Origin of the sequence: Achromobacter sp. HZ01 (assembly GCF_003267925.1) — a bacterium.
GTDB lineage: Bacteria > Pseudomonadota > Gammaproteobacteria > Burkholderiales > Burkholderiaceae_B > Achromobacter > Achromobacter pulmonis_A.
In genome coordinates, this window is the sequence record NZ_LWKV01000001.1 from 1,848,978 (window position 1) to 1,865,279 (window position 16,302).

The following is a 16,302-nucleotide window of genomic DNA, read 5'->3' on the forward strand; positions in this document are numbered from 1 at the left end:
AACGACTATATTGCATTCTTTCATTACCAATGGTCATGCTAGATGCGCTTGCAGTCGCCCTCCATGTCCGAACTGCATGCGTTCATGACGGCCGCGCGCCTGGGCAGCTTCACGCAGGCGGCCGAGACCTTGTGCGTCACCCAGGGCGCGGTCAGCCGCGCCATCGCCCGCCTGGAGGCGCATTTCGGCCAGCCCCTGATGCACCGCAACGCCCACGGCCTGACCCTCACCGAAACCGGCCGCCGGCTCTATGACGGCGCGCATGCGCCCCTGCAGGCGATCGAGGCGCTCAGCGCCGAACTGCGCGCCGACGACCGCCGCCTGCGCCTGACCCTGTCGTCCGTGCCCACGCTGGCCAGCGCCTGGCTGGTGCCGCGCCTGCCCGATTTCCACCAGCGCCACCCCGAAATCCAGCTCGGCTTCGCGGCCTACCGGCGCAACGAGGATTTTTCGGGCGCCACGCCCGACGCCAGCATTCTTTCCGGCACGCCCGAGCAATGGCCCGGCTGGCAGGCCGACTACGTCATCGGCCGCGAAATGGTCGTGATCTGCCACCCCGCCCGGCTGGCCGCGCGCCGCGCGCAAGGGCTGTGGAGCACGCCCGCCGGCCTGCTCGGCGAAGCCCTGCTGTATCACACCAACGGCGTCGAAAACTGGGCGCAATGGTTCGCCGCCGCCGGCGTGCCGCGCGGCTCGGTCAAGCTGTCCAATGGTTTCGACCAGGTGTCCATCCTGGTGCGGGCGGTGATGGCCGACATGGGCATCGCCGTGCTGCAGCGCTGCCTGGTGCGCGACGACCTGCTAGCCGGAACGGTGGCGGCGCCCTTCCCCGAACTGCCGATACGCATCGCCCGCGGCTACCATCTGTGCGCGCCGGCCCAGCGCCGCGACCACTACGCGCTGGCCTGTTTCCGGCAATGGCTGCTGGAGACCGCCGGCCGCGACCCCGACGTGCTGGCCGCCGGCAACGCCGCCTGAAGGCCCAGGTACGCGAAACACTTCATTTCGCGGCAGGGCCGGAAAATGCTTCAAAAGAAAACAAAACGGGCTCCTTACGGAGCCCGGCTCAACCGCGCGGCGCAACGCTCAAGGCGCGAGCTTGAATCCCAGGTCCACGCCCCACTTATCGGTTTCACGCAGCCATTTGGCGCCGCAGTTCAGGCAACGGAAGTGATCCTCGCGGCTTTCCTCGCGGCCTTTCTGCGTCGGGTTGGTAAATCCCTGGTGTCCGAGTTGAGCATGCGGCGCAACGCCAGCAAGGCCCGGGTTAATGCGTTGGCAAGCCAAGCACATAACGCTCATTGATGCTTCCCCACAAACAGTGTTTCCAAATTGTAAGGGATTTCACCAATGCTTTTCTATTAAATCGGGCCCTATCGCCACAAAAAATTGTTAACGCCACAATTAAACAACGTCGGGCATCGCCGCCAGGCAGGTCGCCAGGTGATAGGGCGACGTCGAAGGCATGTCCGAACGTGTAACAACTCCGTCCGCATCCAGGCATTCATACCAGCCGCCGGCATGCAGAAACCGCTTGCGGAAAACCTCCAGGCCCGCGGCCAGCGCCGGCAGATCGCCCTGCACCGCCAGCACCCGCAGGTATTCGGTCTGCGCCCAGATCCGGCGCGTGTCGTCGATGACCGCGCCGGATTCGTCCAGCGCCGCCACCACGCCCGCCTGGTCCACGCCGCGGCGGCGCGCCCATTGCACCGCGCGCGGCAGCGATTCGGCCAGGTCCAGGCCTTCGAACACCGCCGCTGAGCCATGCACCAGCGACAGCCACTCGAACTGGTGCCCCGGCTCCAGCCGGTTGCCGGCCGTGCCCTGCCGCTCCTCCGAGATGCACTGCGACGGCGCGTGCACGAAGCGATGGCTGATGCCCTGCGCCAGGCTGCGCAGATGCTGGGCGAACCGCGCCGGCTCCGCGACCTGCGCGGCCGCCAGATAGGCCTCGGTCAGATGCATCATGGGATTCTGCGCCGGCGCGCGCAGCGGCTGGCCCAGGTCCGGGCTCAGCGCGGCGTGATAGAGCGAATCGGCGGTCTTGAAGCGCGCCTCGATGGTCGCGGCCGTGGCCAGCATGAGCTTGCGCGCCTCGCCATTGCGGCTGCGGCGGAAATACGCCGCGCAAGCCAGCACGATGAACGCGTGGGTATAGAGATCCTGCGTGGCGTCGAGCGGGCGCGCCTGCGCGTCCACGCTATAACGCCAGCCGCCATGCTCCTCGTCGCGGAATACGCGGCGCAGCGACTCGAACAGAATATCGGCGTGCCGCCCGGCCGCCTCGCCCGGCGCCTCCGAGAAAACATAAAGCTGGCGCGCGCAGGCCATGGCCCGATAACGCGTCGCCGGCAACGCGGCGCCGCCAGCCGAATCCAGCGATTCGTACGGCAGGCCCAATGCGGTATTGAAACCCCGCCCCATCCACATGGGCAGGATGATGGAATCGAAATGCTCGCGCAGTGCGCGCACGTGCGCCGCGAGATTGGAATCGGTCTGTGCGGCAGTCATCTTGGAACGGCGCCTGCCCGGTCGGGGCTCCAGTTTTTGGAGCAGCAACGATAACCGAAATTTTCGCCGCAAACCGTTGAGCAATCTCCGCAGCCTCATGCACGCACAGACCGGTGCTACCGATCAACTCCGTCCAGGGCGTAAAGCCCTATCGGAAGATATTTTCCTCTACCCAATTCTGCGCGAATATCTCCGCGCGGTTACGCGCTTCATCCAGCGAAGCGCAATTACCCAGATGGGAAAACGCGGCATCGACTTCGGTGCCGCCCTCGGCCGTTACCGTCAGCAAAACGCCATATCCGCCGGTATCCATGGCCGCCGTGGAAACGTCGATCAGTACTTCCTGGTCACGATGCTGCATGTGCTACCTCCCAGTCGGTTACCTAAACGCGTGAACCACGCGTGACGTTGGCGGGAGCAGCGAGTCCCGCGCTAATGAATAGACCCGCAAACGTCACGCAAGTTCATCTTACTGGCGCCGGGGCCCCAGCGATACGCCAAAAAGCGACCAAATCGAGCATTTTTGCTTGGTAAATTCCCGCATCTGTCGCCAATACTCGCGAATCCGCGAAATACTGCGCAAATGTTCGCAAAATGTGCGGCAACGGAGGTCACCAAACGATCAGGACGCAACAAAACGCGTCGGGCGCGCCGCAAAACCTGCGGAACGCGCCGGATCACGGCCGCAATGTGTGTGGTGCGAGTTTGCGCGGGCTATCTGAGATGAATGGCGCCCGGCTCTTCCATGCGCAGGGCCAACCTGCCCTTGTCGGTGATGCGCCATTGGCCGTCGGCGCCGGCCTGGATGCAACGCAGCGTTTCCAGCGCCTTCGCGACGTGTTCCGGCACCTCGGTCTGCTCGGCGCCCGGTTCGCCGTTATCGGCGACGACGCGCAACCAATGACCCAGTTCGCCTTTCTCGAAACGATGCAATGCCATGCGTGAACCTCTATAGAACCTTCTAACGATAGCACGCCGCAGTGTGCTGTCCCGTAGATGCGTCCGCATGACGAAATTTCTCCTCTTGGCGTCAGGGCTAGGCGCAAACCGCAGCGATACCCGTAGGTATCGCGAGGATTTGCAACGACGCCCTGGCGTCAAGGGGGGAATTTCGTGCGGACGTATCTACGGGACAGCACACTAGGCCAGCAGCCCGGGCAGCGACGAGGCCAGCAAGGCCAGGCCCGAGACGGTCAGCAGGCCCAGCACGACGCGGCGAAACGCCAGGTCGCTGATGCCCACGTAGACCCGCGTGCCCCACAGCGTGGGCACCAGCATGGCCGGCACGATCACGGCGAACAGCGGCAGCATCTCGCGCGTGACCAGGCCGGTGAACACATAGCTCGCCATCGTCACGATCAGCATGGACAGATTGAAGTTCTGGATCACCGCGCGCTGCACGTCGCGATCGAAACCGCGCAAGGTGCACCAAAGCGTCGGGATCACGCCGGTAAAGCCGCCGATGCCGCCCATGATGCCGCCCACCGCGCCCACCGCCGCGTCGGCCAGCCTGCCGCCCACGGCGATGCGCGGCAGCCTTGCGGCGAACAGCATGATCGGACACCAGATCGCCAGCAGCCCGCCGATGAGCGCCTTGAACAGCAGCGGGTCCAGGTGCGGCAGCAGCCTGACGCCCAGCGGAATGCCGACGAGTCCGCCCGCGATGAACGGCAGCAGCCGGCCCAGCGCGAACCCGCGCCTGACGGTGAAGGCGGCCAGCAGCTGCCCGGTCAGCGCGCCGAACACCGCCATCGCCGCGGCCAGCTTGGGGTCCACCGTCCACGCCCAGAACGACATCGCCACCATGCCGAATCCGAAACCGGAAAGCCCCTGCACGAAACCGGCGGTCATGGCGCCGGCCGCGACCACCACATATAAGGAATCCATATCCCGCGTACGTCCGCATGCAAGCCGGGCCCTCCCGGCGCACGCCATTCTAGAGCGTTCCGTCCGGGATTCGGCCGGACGGGCGGATAAAGCAACGGTGCCAGGGAAAACCCCAGGACAATTCGCCTACATTCACTCCAGTACGCGGCATACTCAGCATATTCGAATCGTTTATCGACATTACCTGAGCCACTTATGCTGGAAATCAACCTGGATGCTACTGACATCCGTATCCTGAACGAACTGCAGCGCGACGCGCGCCTGACCAACGTCGAGCTGGCGGCCCGCGTCAACCTGTCGGCCTCGCCCTGCCTGGCCCGGGTCCGGCGGCTCGAAGCCGAAGGCCTGATCGACCGCCGCGTCACGCTGCTGAACGCGCGCAAGCTGGGCCTGAAGGTCAACGTCTTCATCCAGATCTCGCTGGACAAGCAGCGCAAGGCCGCGCTGGACGTATTCGAACGCGAAATCGCCGTGCTGCCGGAAATCATGGAGTGCTACCTGATGTCGGGCGACGCCGACTACCTGATCCGCGCGCTGGTGCCCGACGTCGACGCGCTCGAACGGCTCATCGTCGAACACATCACCCGCATTCCCGGCGTGGCCAGCATCCGCTCCAGCTTCGCGCTCAAACAGGTGCTCTACACCACCGCCGTGCCGCTGTCCTGAAACAGACGGCGCCCGCGATGCTTGCGGGATCGCCGGCCCCAGACCAAAATGGTCCAAAAAAAACGCCGCGCGGGCCGTCCGGCGCGCGCAACCCTCCCATCGTCTAGCAAGGAGCAGACCATGCCTGAAACCGACTGGTTCCCCGGCGGCACGCTACCCGATCGTCAGGGCTACTACGAAGTCGAATTCGACACCGGAGAAACCGAAATCACGCGCTACGGCCTGCTGGGCTGGGAACCCGCCCAGGACCGCGGTCGGATCAAGCGCTGGCGCGGCCTGGACCCCGGCATAGAAGCCGCCGAAATGCAGCGCGAAAACGCCGTGCGCGGCACTGGAGATACGTTGAACGGCTGAACCGACGCCCAAAAAAGAACGCCGCGGAAAACCTCCGCGGCGTTCTGCATTGCCGGCGCTGCGTTCAAAGATTCAGCTTCGAGATCTTGGTGCCGGCCAGCGACACGCCCGCCATCAGCCCGCCATTGTTCATCACGAAACCGACAATGGGCTGCTGCGCCGTATTGGTGTCGATGCGTCCGTTGGCGCCGATGTTGACGACGGCCACGGTGGCGTCGGCCCCCACGGTCCAGCCGCTGCTGTTACGGAATTTGTTGAGCGCCTCGTCGGTCATGAACAGCAGCACCATGGCCTTGGACTGCGCGCCCGCCTGGAAGCCGATGGAGCCCGCCGTCGTGCTGTAGTAGCCGGCCGGCGCGCCGCCGACCCGCAGCACGCCCTTGCCGTGTTCGGCGCCGACGATGAAGCTGCCGCTCAACACGTCGGGAAAGATCAGCACGCCTTTGGCGCGCGCGACCAGATCCTTGGACTGGGGCGACGCCTGATAAAGCTTGCCCAGCGTCGCATCGGCCGCGCTATTGAGCGACTGGCGCTGCTCGGTCGCCGAGGCCGAGGACTTGGGGCTGGTGGTCGTGCAACCGGCAAACAGCAGTCCGGCCGCGCCGATCGCCACGGCCACGCTGGCGCGGCGCAGGACAGGAAAAGTATCAAGCATGGAACTCTCCTTGTTGTTGTCACCTGTTCTATCAATGTACCGGGCAAATCGGCCAGCGCAAGGCACATGATTGTGCCAAACGCAACAAAACCTGCCCGACTCCAACGTCCGGCGACACGCGCCGCTACAAAATTCCATAGCGCGGCTCGCCGGTGGCCTCATCCACCGACACGATGCCCGACAGCACCAGCTCGGCGTGACGCCGCGCGAGCCCGGCGTCGGCGAAGGTCACGAAACGCGGCAGCGACCAGCGCCGCGGCGCGTCCTCGCCTTCGGCCCGGCTCACCGCCACCTCGATCGCCAGCACGCCGTCGCCCAATCTGACGACCTGGCATTCCACCTGAAAGCCATCGATATGACGCTGTGGCCACGCGCCCATGCCATCCTCCGAAAGTGTCTTTACCGGGGCGCAATATGCCAAAAATAAATCGGCTTGAAAAGCAATGTTTTCAAGGGGTTATGAAGCACTAGAAGACCTAGTGCGAACGCATCTTGCATGCGCCGGAAAACCCGCCGAAACCGCGTCTGTTCGACTGTGCAGTGCTTCTTGTATTTCACTTCTGCAGTGCGTACTGCAAAATACGCCGAAACCCGCAGCCACAAGAGCCCCCATGAACCATCCCGCTTTCGAACCCGACACCGCGCCGCTGGAAGTCCTGCCGCGCGATCTCTCCGCCTACCGCGACGGTAATGTCGGCATCCCTTACGTCCACCGTTTCGAATCGGGCCGCCCCGGCCCGCACGCGCTGATCAACGCCATCACCCACGGCAACGAAATCTGCGGCATGGTGGCCGCCACCCACCTGCTCGACAGCGGCGTGCGGCCCAAGATCGGCACGCTCACGGTCAGCTTCGCCCACGTCGAAGCCTACGAGGCCTTCGATATCGAGCAGCCCTACGAAAACCGCCAGCTGGTGCACAACCTCAACCGCATCTGGTCGGCCGACATGCTCGACGGCGCCGAGGACAGCCCCGAACTGCGCCGCGCGCGCGAACTGCGGCCCGTGCTGGACGCCGCCGACTACGTGCTCGACATCCATTCCACGCGCGCCCCGGTCCAGCCCTTCTGGGTCTACACCGAAATGCCGCGCAACACCGCGCTGGCCAGCGCCGTCGGCGCGCCCGAAATCCATCTGGTCATGCCGCCCGGCATATTCCCCGGCACCGGCGTCATGAGCTATGGCCGCCACGGCGAACTGGACTCCGACAGCGGCGGCTCACTGGTGGTGGAATGCGGCCAGCACTTCGCCCAGTCCGCCGCCACGCTGGCCACCGAGGTCTCGCTGCGCTTCCTGGCCCACCTGGGCCTGATCGACGCGCCCGCCGACGCGGCGCCGCCGCCGGCGCCGCGGCGCTATCGGCTGCTCGAAGTCCACATGGTCAAGTCGCCGGACTTCCGCTTCACGCGGCCGGTCATCGGCTTCGAGACCTTCGACAAGGGCGAGCTGATCGCCGTCAACGGCGCCGAGGAAATCCGCTCGCCATGCGACGCCTGCACCATCTTCATGCCCACGCGCATGCCCATCGTCGGCCGCGAAGCCGTGTACCTGACCGTGGCGGCATGACCCGGCCCGCGCCGGGTCGCGGACCTCAAAGGTCCGGGATCAGGCGCTTGCCCATGCTGATGACCTCGTCCTGACGGAACCCCAGGGTTTCATAGAAACCCTGCACCGCCAGATTGCCCGACCGTATCAGCAGATTGATCTTCGGACAGCCCATCTCCAGCAGCTTGCGCTCCACCGCGCGCATCAGCGCCGTCGCATGGCCGCGGCGCTGGTGCGCCGGCGACACCGCCAGGTAATTGATCCATGCGCGGTGCCCGTCATAGCCGCCCATCAGCGCCGCGACGATCGCGCCATCGGCCTCGCCCACCAGAAACAGCTCCGGCTGCACCGTCAGCTTGCGGGCGATGTCCTTGCGCGGATCGTTCCACGGACGCGTCAGCCCGCAGTCGCGCCACAGCTGGATGACGGCGGCCTCGTCGCGCGCGTGGTAAGGCCGGATGGCGAGGTCTGGATAGTTCATGCTTCGTTCCTTCCATAAGGGAAAAGAGGGAAACGAAAGCCTTGCGATACGCCTCGATAGCGGAAACAGCGGAACAAGAACGAAAAAGCCACGAGGAATATCGTGGCTTTCGGGGAAAGACGCTGAAGACTCAGCGTCCGGATGCGACCAGCCACTCAACGCAGGCGTCGAGTGACTCGTCGGCAGGAAGCGCCGGACAGCGGCGCGAAATCGGGTGTTTGCATGAACGCAAGCATACCGAAGGAGACGGCCGCCGCCAACAGGCCGCTCAGCGAAATTGGAGCCGCAACAGTCGCTTCCGCATCCTAGGGTTAGCCGCAATTTCCACGTCCGGACGCTACACGTACCTTTTCCATAAATATGTTTATCGTACAAAGTCGCAACCAGAAACCGGAGCAGCACGTGGTCTAGCAAAACCAACCCAAGGGGAAGTCGTCATGAAGCGTCGCAGTGCGTTGAAACTGATGGGTAGCGCGGCCGGCCTGGCCCTGGCAGGCAGAAGCTGGTCTCAAGACGGGCCCTACCCGTCGCGAACGATCAAGATCATTGTCTCTTCCACCCCCGGAAGCGCGACCGACCTGGCCGGAAGGCTGGTCGGCGACCTGCTCTACGCCAGGTACGGGCAAAGCGTGGTCATCGAAAACCGCGCCGGCGCAGGCGGCGTGATCGGCATGCAGGCCGCCGCGGCGGCCAGGCCGGACGGCTACACGCTGACGACGGGAGGCCTGGGACACAATGTGCTGCCGCCGGCGACATTGCGCGGGCTGCCGCTGGACATTCCCACCGCCCTGTTGCCCATCGCCCAGGTCGCGGAATTCGTCAATGCGCTGGTGGTGCGCACCGACCACCCGGCCAACTCGGTGCCGGAACTCATCGAATACCTGCGCGCCAGCAAGCGCAAGCCGCTCTACGGCAGCAACGGCGTCGGCAGCTCGTCGCAAATGACGGCGGAACTCTTCGCCATGCGCACCGGATTGAAATTCGACCATGTGCCCTACAAGGGCGCCGCCGATGCACTGGTGGGCACGGCCAACGGCGATCTCGACATCTGTTTCATGAACCTTCCGCCCACGCTGGCCATGGTGGAAGGCAGGCGCCTGAAGGCCCTGGCCGTCACCAGCGCCTATCGCGCGCGGCAATTGCCCGACGTGCCCACCATGCAGCAGCAAGGCATGACGGACTTCGACGTGACCAGTTGGCTGGGCATGTACGCGCCCGCCAAAGTGGATCCGGCCATCATCGCGCAGCTGTCGGACGCCATCGTCACGGGCCTGGCCACGCCTGAATTCCAGTCGCGCATCATCGGCGCGGGGTTCGAGCCCAAGCTGCGCGACGCGGCGCAGTTCCAGGCCTTCTCGGCCTCGGAGTTCAAGCGCTGGAGCGAAGTGGCCCAGAAGGCCGGCATCGTGGTCGCCTACGGCGGCAAATAGCCCCTGGAAAGCCGGGACGCCCGATGGGCGTCCCGCTTCGCGCCGCGCAGTTCAGCCGCGGGCTTCCCACACCTGCGGGTTGACCATGGCCTGCGGCTTGCGCCCGGCCAGCGCGTCCAGCAGGCTGGCCACCGCCAGGTCGATCATGGCGCGCCGCGTCTCGTGGGTGGCGCTGCCCACGTGCGCCTGCAACACCACGTTGGGCAGCTCGCACAAGGAGCTGGACGGCGGCAGCGGCTCCTGCTCCATCACGTCCAGGCCGGCGCCGGCGATCGTGCCGCTGCGCAGCGCCTGGACCAGCGCCGCCTCGTCCAGCACCGGGCCGCGCGCCGTATTGATGACATAAGCCGTAGGCTTCATCAGCTCGAATTCACGCTTGCCCACGGAATGGCGCGTCTCGGCCGACAACGGGATGTGGATGCTCAGCACGTCCGAGGACTTGAACAGCTCGTCGCGCCCGACGTAGGCGGCCAGGCCTTGCACCGACGGATCCTCGCGCCGGTTGTGATAGATCACCTTCATGTCGAAAGCCTGCGCCGTGCGCGCCACCACCTTGCCGATACGGCCCATGCCGAGCAGGCCCAGCGTCTTGCCGCGTATGTCCGTGGTCAGTGGAAACGCGCCCTTGGTCCAGGCGCCGCTGCGCACGAACGCGTCGCCGGCCACCAGGTTGCGGGCCAGGCACAGCATCAGGCCGATGGTCACGTCCGCGACCGCGCCGTCCAGCACGCCGGGCGTATTGCAGATGAGCACCTGGCGGCGGTTGGCCGCGTCCAGATCGACGTTGTCGAATCCCACGGCAAAATTGGAACTGACGGCTAGCGCGGGAAAAGCGTCGAGCAACGCCTGGTCCACGCGGGTGCGCACCGTGCAGACCATGCCAGCGACTTCGGCGCGCTGCGCCTCGGGCACGGCTTGCGCGGGGTTCTGCCCCACGGGCACGTCGATGATTTCACAGGCGGCGGCCACACGCTCGCGCAGATCGGCGGGCACCGGCGCGGATACGATGATTTTCGGTTTTTGGCTCATTGCGGCTCCATAAGGTTCAGGGTTCGATCGATTCGACGTCGGTGGCGAACACTTGCTGCTCTCCGGCGTCGGCCGGGGAGGGATCCCCGGGATGACTCAGGTAGCGGACGATCAGCCAGAACCCGTCCTGCGGGTTCTCCACGATTTCGGCGACGGCGCCGTCGGCCATGCGCACGCGCACGCCGGGCCGCAGATCGACCAGGTTGATGGATTTGTTGTCGGCCATGGCGGCGGCTCCCGGCGGGCTACAGCGCGAGCTGCGTCGCGGGCACGCGCAGGCGGATGCCGTCCAGCTCGGGCCTCATGATCACCTGACAGGACAGCCGGCTGGTCGCGCAGCGCTCGGGCACCACCTCCAGCAGCGCCTCCTCGGCCATGCCCGGCGGTTCGAGCCGGTCGAACCAGGCCGGATCGACCTGCACGTGGCAGGTGCCGCAGATGGCGCCCCCGCCGCACTCTGCGACGATGCCTTCCAGGCCGTCGCGCCTGGCGGCCTCCATCAGCGACCAGTCATCGGGAACGTCCAGCACCAGTTCGGCGCCATCCGGCAATTCAAAAACTGCAGAAGACATATGACCACCTTTTCACGAGGCTGATTCCAGCGTGCCGATGCGCGGCACGCCCTTGATGAACTCGACCGGGCTGTCCACGGCTTCTATCGCCGCCAGCCGGCCTCCCTGATAACGCTCCACCAGCCAACCCTTGGCCGTGGGCAAAAGCACGTCGCGGCAGGGCTGCGCCGGGTTCACCAGTCCCGCCATCTGCAGCCGGCGCCCGTGCTGCTCGGACCAGAAGGTCGGCGGACGCGGCGCGGGGACGCTTTTGCCGGCGATGGCGGCGGCGGCGATGCGCGCCTGGGCCAGCGCGTTCTGCACGCTTTCTATGCGCGCATGGCGCTGCAATTCACTGCGGAAAGCGCTGGCGCAATCCCCTATCGCATATACGCCGGGCGCGGAGGTCCGGCAGCATTCATCCACCACCACGCCGTCCAGGCAGTCCAGCCCCGACGCTTCGGCCACCCCCGTCTCCGCGACCGCGCCGACGGACACCAGCACCAGCTCCGCTTCCTCCACGGACCCGTCGACCAGGTGTGCGCGCCAGCCCGCCGCCGTGCGCTCCCAGCGCTGCACCGCCACGCCGTGCCGTATCGCAATGCCGGCGTCGCGGTGGATGGCGCCGATGCGCGCCGCGGTCGGCTCGGACACCTTGCCGCCCATGACCTGGCCGCCCTGCTCCAGCACCGCCACCTCGGCGCCCAGCTTGCGCGCCGAGCACGCCGCTTCCAGGCCCAGGTATCCCGCGCCCAGCACCAGCAGTCGGCTGCCCGGGCGCAACGCTGCGCGCAGGCGGCGCGCATCGTCCAGCCCGCGCACCGCATGCACGCCTGCGCCCGCCACGCCTGCGATGTCCCGGGCCCGCGCACCGGTCGCGAGCACGCAATGCTCGTAGCTCACGCGGCGACCGGAACGCGTGAGCAGGACGCGGGCGGCGGTGTCCAGGCGCTCCACCGGATCGCCCGCCACGAAAGTCACGCGCGACTTTTCGTAGGCCTCGCCGGCGCGCAAGGCGATGCGCTCCTCGCTGGTCGAGCCGGTCAAGAGGGCCTTGGACAGCGGCGGGCGCTCGTAGGGCGCGTGCCCTTCGGCGCCGAACAGCGCCAGGTCGCCCTCGATGCCGGCCGCGCGCAGCGCCCAGGCGCATTCGACGCCGGCGTGTCCCGCGCCGACGATGGCCGTATGCACGTGGCGCAAGCGGGAAAGATCTTCCATACGACTCAGGCTCCGAACTTCAGGGATACATTGGCGCGCGTCGCGACCTGCTTCCAGCGGACCAGCTCCGCGCGATTGAGCTCGGCGAAGGCGGCCGCCGACGAAGGCTTGGGCTCGAAGCCGGCGGCGCTCAGCGTCTCGCGCGAGGCGGCCTGGCCCATGCCCTGCTCCAAGGCGGCGCTCAGCGCCTGCACCACGTCGGCCGGCATGCCGGCCGGGCCGTACAGGCCCAGCCAACTGGTCACGTCGAAATCCGCCATGCCCTGCTCGGCCATGGTGGGCACGTCCGGCAACTGCTTGCTGCGATAGCCGCTGGTGACCGCGATCGGCCGAATGGAGCCCTTGCGGATCAGGCCCATCACGGGCGGCAGGTTGCTGAAGCTGAAGTCCAGGTTGCCGTTGACCACGTCGATGAGCATCTCGCCGCTGCCCTTGTACGGCACGTGCAGCAGGTCGATGCCCGCGCGCTGTGCGAAGAACGCCGTGGTCATGTGCACCGACGTTCCCACGCCGTTCGACCCGTACTTGAGCGCTTCCTCGCCCTGGGCCCGGGCCGCCGCGAGCAGGTCGGCGACGCTGCGGATCGGCGAATCGGCGCGCACGATCAGCACATTGACGAACTCCGCCATCTGCCCGATCGGCGTGAACGCGCGCGCCGTGTCCAGCGGCAGCCCCGTGACCGTGGCCATCGGCAGGACCATGCCGCCCAATCCGTTGAGCAGCAGCGTATAGCCATCGGGCGCCGCCGACGCCACCTGCTGGCTGCCTATCATGCCGTTGGCGCCGGGACGGTTCTCGACCACCACCGGCTGCCCGAACTTCCTGCTCAGGATCTCGCCGGCCAGCCGTCCGGCCACATCCGTCACGCCGCCCGGCGGGTACGGCACGATCAGGCGAATCGGCCTGGAAGGAAAGGCCGCCGCGCCCGCCCGCGGCGCGCCGGCCGCTCCCATCGCGGCCGCGGCGGCCAAGGCTTTCAATACAGTGCGTCTATGCATGCTGCGACTCCAGGTAGGGGCGTGCCGCGCCCTCAGCGGACAGGCCCTGATCGGAAGGAAAACCATCGAACGCCGGCAGTCGGGCCGGCACCGCGAAGCGGCGCTAGAAAAAGATCGTGAGCGCCTTGGATAACAGAACGTTCTGGTCCAGGTGGATCTCGCGCGAGAGCAGCTTCCAGCGACCGTCGCGCCGGCGCAGCACGTCTTCGCGCTTGCCGACGAACAGGCTGACCTCCGCCTGCAGGCGGTTCTGGTAGATCAGAAAGCGCGAGCGCACCCGCACGCGCTCGCCGCCTTCCGCATCCTGCGTCACGCCCAGCACGCGGATATTGGTCACCAGGTGCGAGACGCGCGAGGCCGGCTCCTCGGCCCAATGAATGCCGGTCCTGATCTGGGCGACCCGCTGGCGCAGCGTATCGATGCCCTCGTCGAACCAGGCGGCGTCGCGCGCGCCCGAATACTCCTGCGCCAGGGCGTCGCGGCGCACATTGCGCGTTAGCGGCATGCGGTAAGCGATGTCCTCGTCCAGCAGCTCCAGCCAGGCGTCGAACTCGCGGTGGTCGAGCAGATCGGCCTCATGGTGCATGAAGCGCTGCACCTGCCACCAGATCTGCATATCGTCGATGCTGCAATCCAGCGCCGCCTCGGGCGTCTTGTCGGTGGGCGCGTTCATGCCGCCTGCTCCTTGGCGCGCGCGGCGCCCGCCATCAGCTGGTCCCAGGACCAGCCGTTCATGAATTGCGCCCAGCGGCGGTAATAGATGCGCGCGTTTTCCTCGGTGTACTCGCCGTTGACCGCGCACCCGGGAATCTCCGGCACGGGCTCGGCGTGGCCCACGCCCATCTGGTAGTTGAAATAGAGTTCGCGCGACATGGCGCCCATGCTGGCCTCGGTGGCGCCGGTCCAGTTCTCCATATCGTCCGACTCGGTCATGCCGCCGGGGCCGGAATAGCGCAGGAAGTAATGGCGGGCGGCCTCCTTGACCGCTTCGGGCGCATCCTTGTCCACCAGGTACATGCGCCACATTTCCATTTCGGTGGGACTGATCGGATGGAATACCGCCAGGGTGCGCGGCTGGCGGCCGTGGAACGACATGTTCGGAAAAATCGTGCCCACGCTGGTCTGCACGCGCATCGCCGAGCCCAGCGTGCGCACGCGGCGTTCATGCACTTCGCGGTAATAGGCCTCCACTTCCGGATAGCGCGCATATTGCGGCGCGTAAGGCCCTTCCTCGTAGAATGGCAGCCGGCCCAGCAGCCCGTGCCCGAGTTCCGGAAAACAGATCGCCGACCGCGTCACCGAGGGATCGCGCCGGCCCCTGCCGCCGCCAGGCCCAATGCCGACGATGTCCACGGAGCGATGGCTGATATCGTGGTAGAGATCGCCGATGAAATTCTCGGGCGCGAATTTCCAGTTGCACTTGACCCGCCATTTCTGCACGCCTCCGATGACCTCGGAGCCGCCCGGGCTGCCGTCGCGATGATCCAGCGCCGCGTCCAGGTACAGCCGCATATTGCCCAGGTAGTCCAGGAACGGCGGCGCGTCCGGGTCCCAGGTCGCCCACACGGCGCCCTTGTAGTTGACCACCTGCGCCACCGTCTTCAGGCCCCACTGCTTCTTGTCCAGCTCGCCCTTGTAGTGCGTGGCGTGCCCCGGCACGCCGACCAGTTCGCCGGGCCGCTCCACCAGCTTGCCGTCGGTGGAAAAGCTCCAGCCGTGATACGGACAGGTGAAGGTCCGGTTATTGCCGTGGTCGTAGCGGCACAGCTTCATGCCACGGTGCGCACAGCTGTTGAGCATGACCTGGATCTGGCCCTGCCGGTCGCGCGTCAGGATCACCGATTCGGTGCCCATCCGCGAGACGAAATAATCGTCCGGATTCGGCACCAGGCTCTCGTGGCCCACGAACAGCCAGGCCCGCGCGAAAACCTGCCGCAGTTCCCGCTGGAATATCTCGTCGTCGACAAAGATGGAGCGGCTGATCAGTCCTTCATCGGCGCGCACCAGTTCGTCTATCGTTTTCTGCCCCATCGCCACTTCCCCTTGAAGATTGCCCGCTGGCGGAGGGCTACGGCTTTTCCGCCGTGGCCGCCGCCGTGCGCAGTCGCGCTTCCGTGTTGTCGACATGGCTGCGCGCCTGCCGCCGCGCCAGCTCCACATCGCCTTTTTCGATGGCGGCGAACAAGGCCTCGTGTTCCTTTTGCGCCTGCGCCCCACGCCCGGCCACCTTGGCCGAGCGCGAGCGCGAGACGCGCAGGTTCTTCTTGAGCAGCACCGCCAGGAAATCGAAGAAATTCAGGTAGTGTTCATTGCGGGTCGCACGCGCCACGCAGCGGTGAAACTCCATATCGGCGTCCACGCCGGCCGCTACGTCGCCGGTGGCGATCGCATCGGCCATCATGTGCAGGGCCCGGCGCATGGCGGCCAGGTCTTCCTCGCTGCGCCGTTGCGCGGCAAGCTGCGCAGCCTCGATCTCGAAGCCGCGGCGCAATTCGACGATGCGCAGCACCTGTTCGGCGTCACCGATATCGGCGGCCTGCATCCGCAGCACCGACGGCCGCGCCGTCTGCATGACGGTCAGCCCGCGGCCCTGCTTGCTTTGCACGATGCCGTCGCCCTTCAGGCGCGAAACCGCTTCACGCAGCACGGTGCGGGAAACGCCCATGCGGGTGGCGATGATCTGCTCCGGCGGCAGCACTTCGCCGATCTGGTAGTCGCCGCTGGTAATCTCTTCCAGCAGCATTTCGGTGACGCGGTCGGTCAGATTGGGTTCCGATGCGACGGGCGCGACCGAATCCCTTTTCAACAGTGAACGAGAAGCTGAAGTAGGCATAAAGAAGTTTCCATCCGAAAACGTTCATAGTGCCAGCCCGCGTTGCCTCGGCTGTGTGCGCCGGTCGCGGGGCGACGGCGTTGAAAATATGATAATCGTATAAAAATTCCACCGCATACTAGGGAAAGCGCGGATGCCGCCGCGC

21 protein-coding genes are annotated in these 16,302 nt (G+C 66.2%); 5 read left to right on the forward strand and 16 right to left on the reverse strand.

The window, feature by feature from the left end; translation table 11 throughout:
- Nucleotides 1–42 precede the first annotated feature (42 nt).
- The gene (locus A6B37_RS08630) at nucleotides 43–978 is read left to right on the forward strand and encodes a LysR substrate-binding domain-containing protein (RefSeq protein WP_111825479.1); all 936 of its coding nucleotides are present in this window, start codon (nucleotides 43–45) and stop codon (nucleotides 976–978) included.
- Between the two features lie 108 nt (nucleotides 979–1,086).
- Here A6B37_RS08630 and A6B37_RS26325 read toward each other — a convergent pair whose 3' ends face one another.
- From A6B37_RS26325 to A6B37_RS08655, 5 genes are all read right to left on the reverse strand, one after another.
- Nucleotides 1,087–1,302 carry a hypothetical protein gene (locus A6B37_RS26325; protein WP_102771612.1) on the reverse strand — a complete coding sequence of 72 codons (216 nt, stop codon included), beginning with the start codon at nucleotides 1,300–1,302 and terminating at the stop codon, nucleotides 1,087–1,089.
- A gap of 102 nt (nucleotides 1,303–1,404) precedes the next feature.
- Nucleotides 1,405–2,511: an AGE family epimerase/isomerase gene (locus A6B37_RS08640; protein ID WP_111825480.1), complete on the reverse strand. Its 1,107-nt coding sequence runs from the start codon at nucleotides 2,509–2,511 to the stop codon at nucleotides 1,405–1,407.
- A gap of 148 nt (nucleotides 2,512–2,659) precedes the next feature.
- Complete coding sequence (locus tag A6B37_RS08645) at nucleotides 2,660–2,872, reverse strand: hypothetical protein (RefSeq protein ID WP_102771614.1); 213 nt, start codon at nucleotides 2,870–2,872, stop codon at nucleotides 2,660–2,662.
- Nucleotides 2,873–3,225: 353 nt separating this feature from the next.
- The gene (locus A6B37_RS08650) at nucleotides 3,226–3,450 is read right to left on the reverse strand and encodes a hypothetical protein (RefSeq protein WP_102771615.1); all 225 of its coding nucleotides are present in this window, start codon (nucleotides 3,448–3,450) and stop codon (nucleotides 3,226–3,228) included.
- A 201-nt stretch (nucleotides 3,451–3,651) separates the two neighbouring features.
- Nucleotides 3,652–4,398: a sulfite exporter TauE/SafE family protein gene (locus A6B37_RS08655; protein ID WP_111825481.1), complete on the reverse strand. Its 747-nt coding sequence runs from the start codon at nucleotides 4,396–4,398 to the stop codon at nucleotides 3,652–3,654.
- Between the two features lie 195 nt (nucleotides 4,399–4,593).
- Between A6B37_RS08655 and A6B37_RS08660 the strand changes: the two genes are divergently transcribed.
- On the forward strand, nucleotides 4,594–5,064 hold the full coding sequence (locus tag A6B37_RS08660) for an Lrp/AsnC family transcriptional regulator (protein WP_102771617.1): 471 nt from the start codon (nucleotides 4,594–4,596) through the stop codon (nucleotides 5,062–5,064).
- 120 nt (nucleotides 5,065–5,184) lie between these two features.
- Nucleotides 5,185–5,418, forward strand: a complete 234-nt coding sequence (locus tag A6B37_RS08665) for a hypothetical protein (protein ID WP_102771618.1) — start codon at nucleotides 5,185–5,187, stop codon at nucleotides 5,416–5,418.
- A gap of 64 nt (nucleotides 5,419–5,482) precedes the next feature.
- Here A6B37_RS08665 and A6B37_RS08670 read toward each other — a convergent pair whose 3' ends face one another.
- A complete protein-coding gene (locus tag A6B37_RS08670) occupies nucleotides 5,483–6,073 on the reverse strand; it encodes a YSC84-related protein (RefSeq protein ID WP_102771619.1) in 591 nt (196 codons plus the stop codon).
- Nucleotides 6,074–6,197: 124 nt separating this feature from the next.
- The gene (locus tag A6B37_RS08675) at nucleotides 6,198–6,413 is read right to left on the reverse strand and encodes a hypothetical protein (protein WP_246842403.1); all 216 of its coding nucleotides are present in this window, start codon (nucleotides 6,411–6,413) and stop codon (nucleotides 6,198–6,200) included.
- Between the two features lie 271 nt (nucleotides 6,414–6,684).
- On the opposite strand from A6B37_RS08675, the gene A6B37_RS08680 reads away from it, so the two are divergent.
- Complete coding sequence (locus A6B37_RS08680) at nucleotides 6,685–7,638, forward strand: succinylglutamate desuccinylase/aspartoacylase family protein (RefSeq protein ID WP_102771621.1); 954 nt, start codon at nucleotides 6,685–6,687, stop codon at nucleotides 7,636–7,638.
- A gap of 25 nt (nucleotides 7,639–7,663) precedes the next feature.
- Here A6B37_RS08680 and A6B37_RS08685 read toward each other — a convergent pair whose 3' ends face one another.
- Complete coding sequence (locus A6B37_RS08685) at nucleotides 7,664–8,098, reverse strand: GNAT family acetyltransferase (RefSeq protein ID WP_102771622.1); 435 nt, start codon at nucleotides 8,096–8,098, stop codon at nucleotides 7,664–7,666.
- 437 nt (nucleotides 8,099–8,535) lie between these two features.
- Between A6B37_RS08685 and A6B37_RS08690 the strand changes: the two genes are divergently transcribed.
- Entirely contained in the window at nucleotides 8,536–9,528 is a 993-nt protein-coding gene (locus A6B37_RS08690) for a tripartite tricarboxylate transporter substrate binding protein (RefSeq protein WP_246842404.1), read from the forward strand.
- 51 nt (nucleotides 9,529–9,579) lie between these two features.
- On the opposite strand, the gene A6B37_RS08695 is transcribed toward A6B37_RS08690, so the two are convergent.
- From A6B37_RS08695 to A6B37_RS08730, 8 genes are all read right to left on the reverse strand, one after another.
- Nucleotides 9,580–10,557 (reverse strand): D-glycerate dehydrogenase, encoded by a 978-nt coding sequence (locus tag A6B37_RS08695; RefSeq protein ID WP_111825482.1) that lies wholly within the window; start codon nucleotides 10,555–10,557, stop codon nucleotides 9,580–9,582.
- Between the two features lie 16 nt (nucleotides 10,558–10,573).
- Complete coding sequence (locus tag A6B37_RS08700) at nucleotides 10,574–10,783, reverse strand: hypothetical protein (protein ID WP_111825483.1); 210 nt, start codon at nucleotides 10,781–10,783, stop codon at nucleotides 10,574–10,576.
- Between the two features lie 19 nt (nucleotides 10,784–10,802).
- Complete coding sequence (locus A6B37_RS08705) at nucleotides 10,803–11,129, reverse strand: 2Fe-2S iron-sulfur cluster-binding protein (protein ID WP_102771626.1); 327 nt, start codon at nucleotides 11,127–11,129, stop codon at nucleotides 10,803–10,805.
- Nucleotides 11,130–11,141: 12 nt separating this feature from the next.
- Nucleotides 11,142–12,326 (reverse strand): FAD-dependent oxidoreductase, encoded by a 1,185-nt coding sequence (locus tag A6B37_RS08710; RefSeq protein WP_246842405.1) that lies wholly within the window; start codon nucleotides 12,324–12,326, stop codon nucleotides 11,142–11,144.
- A 5-nt stretch (nucleotides 12,327–12,331) separates the two neighbouring features.
- Nucleotides 12,332–13,324, reverse strand: a complete 993-nt coding sequence (locus tag A6B37_RS08715) for a tripartite tricarboxylate transporter substrate binding protein (RefSeq protein WP_246842406.1) — start codon at nucleotides 13,322–13,324, stop codon at nucleotides 12,332–12,334.
- A 103-nt stretch (nucleotides 13,325–13,427) separates the two neighbouring features.
- Complete coding sequence (locus A6B37_RS08720; protein WP_102771628.1) at nucleotides 13,428–13,997, reverse strand: 3-phenylpropionate/cinnamic acid dioxygenase subunit beta; 570 nt, start codon at nucleotides 13,995–13,997, stop codon at nucleotides 13,428–13,430.
- Nucleotides 13,994–15,355 carry a Rieske 2Fe-2S domain-containing protein gene (locus tag A6B37_RS08725; RefSeq protein ID WP_111825485.1) on the reverse strand — a complete coding sequence of 454 codons (1,362 nt, stop codon included), beginning with the start codon at nucleotides 15,353–15,355 and terminating at the stop codon, nucleotides 13,994–13,996. The genes A6B37_RS08720 and A6B37_RS08725 overlap by 4 nt, the downstream gene beginning before the upstream one ends.
- Nucleotides 15,356–15,392: 37 nt before the next feature.
- Complete coding sequence (locus A6B37_RS08730; RefSeq protein ID WP_246842408.1) at nucleotides 15,393–16,130, reverse strand: FadR/GntR family transcriptional regulator; 738 nt, start codon at nucleotides 16,128–16,130, stop codon at nucleotides 15,393–15,395.
- Nucleotides 16,131–16,302: the final 172 nt, after the last annotated feature.

Coding starts and splice junctions, on each gene's coding strand:
- A6B37_RS08630 (WP_111825479.1), top strand. CDS start 43: ATGCGCTTGCAGTCGCCCTCCATGTCCGAACTGCATGCGTTCATGACG.
- A6B37_RS08645 (WP_102771614.1), bottom strand. CDS start 2,872: ATGCAGCATCGTGACCAGGAAGTACTGATCGACGTTTCCACGGCGGCC.
- A6B37_RS26325 (WP_102771612.1), bottom strand. CDS start 1,302: ATGAGCGTTATGTGCTTGGCTTGCCAACGCATTAACCCGGGCCTTGCT.
- A6B37_RS08680 (WP_102771621.1), top strand. CDS start 6,685: ATGAACCATCCCGCTTTCGAACCCGACACCGCGCCGCTGGAAGTCCTG.
- A6B37_RS08710 (WP_246842405.1), bottom strand. CDS start 12,326: ATGGAAGATCTTTCCCGCTTGCGCCACGTGCATACGGCCATCGTCGGC.
- A6B37_RS08700 (WP_111825483.1), bottom strand. CDS start 10,783: ATGGCCGACAACAAATCCATCAACCTGGTCGATCTGCGGCCCGGCGTG.
- A6B37_RS08720 (WP_102771628.1), bottom strand. CDS start 13,997: ATGAACGCGCCCACCGACAAGACGCCCGAGGCGGCGCTGGATTGCAGC.
- A6B37_RS08690 (WP_246842404.1), top strand. CDS start 8,536: ATGAAGCGTCGCAGTGCGTTGAAACTGATGGGTAGCGCGGCCGGCCTG.
- A6B37_RS08705 (WP_102771626.1), bottom strand. CDS start 11,129: ATGTCTTCTGCAGTTTTTGAATTGCCGGATGGCGCCGAACTGGTGCTG.
- A6B37_RS08725 (WP_111825485.1), bottom strand. CDS start 15,355: ATGGGGCAGAAAACGATAGACGAACTGGTGCGCGCCGATGAAGGACTG.
- A6B37_RS08640 (WP_111825480.1), bottom strand. CDS start 2,511: ATGACTGCCGCACAGACCGATTCCAATCTCGCGGCGCACGTGCGCGCA.
- A6B37_RS08685 (WP_102771622.1), bottom strand. CDS start 8,098: ATGAACTATCCAGACCTCGCCATCCGGCCTTACCACGCGCGCGACGAG.
- A6B37_RS08660 (WP_102771617.1), top strand. CDS start 4,594: ATGCTGGAAATCAACCTGGATGCTACTGACATCCGTATCCTGAACGAA.
- A6B37_RS08670 (WP_102771619.1), bottom strand. CDS start 6,073: ATGCTTGATACTTTTCCTGTCCTGCGCCGCGCCAGCGTGGCCGTGGCG.
- A6B37_RS08695 (WP_111825482.1), bottom strand. CDS start 10,557: ATGAGCCAAAAACCGAAAATCATCGTATCCGCGCCGGTGCCCGCCGAT.
- A6B37_RS08715 (WP_246842406.1), bottom strand. CDS start 13,324: ATGCATAGACGCACTGTATTGAAAGCCTTGGCCGCCGCGGCCGCGATG.
- A6B37_RS08650 (WP_102771615.1), bottom strand. CDS start 3,450: ATGGCATTGCATCGTTTCGAGAAAGGCGAACTGGGTCATTGGTTGCGC.
- A6B37_RS08665 (WP_102771618.1), top strand. CDS start 5,185: ATGCCTGAAACCGACTGGTTCCCCGGCGGCACGCTACCCGATCGTCAG.
- A6B37_RS08655 (WP_111825481.1), bottom strand. CDS start 4,398: ATGGATTCCTTATATGTGGTGGTCGCGGCCGGCGCCATGACCGCCGGT.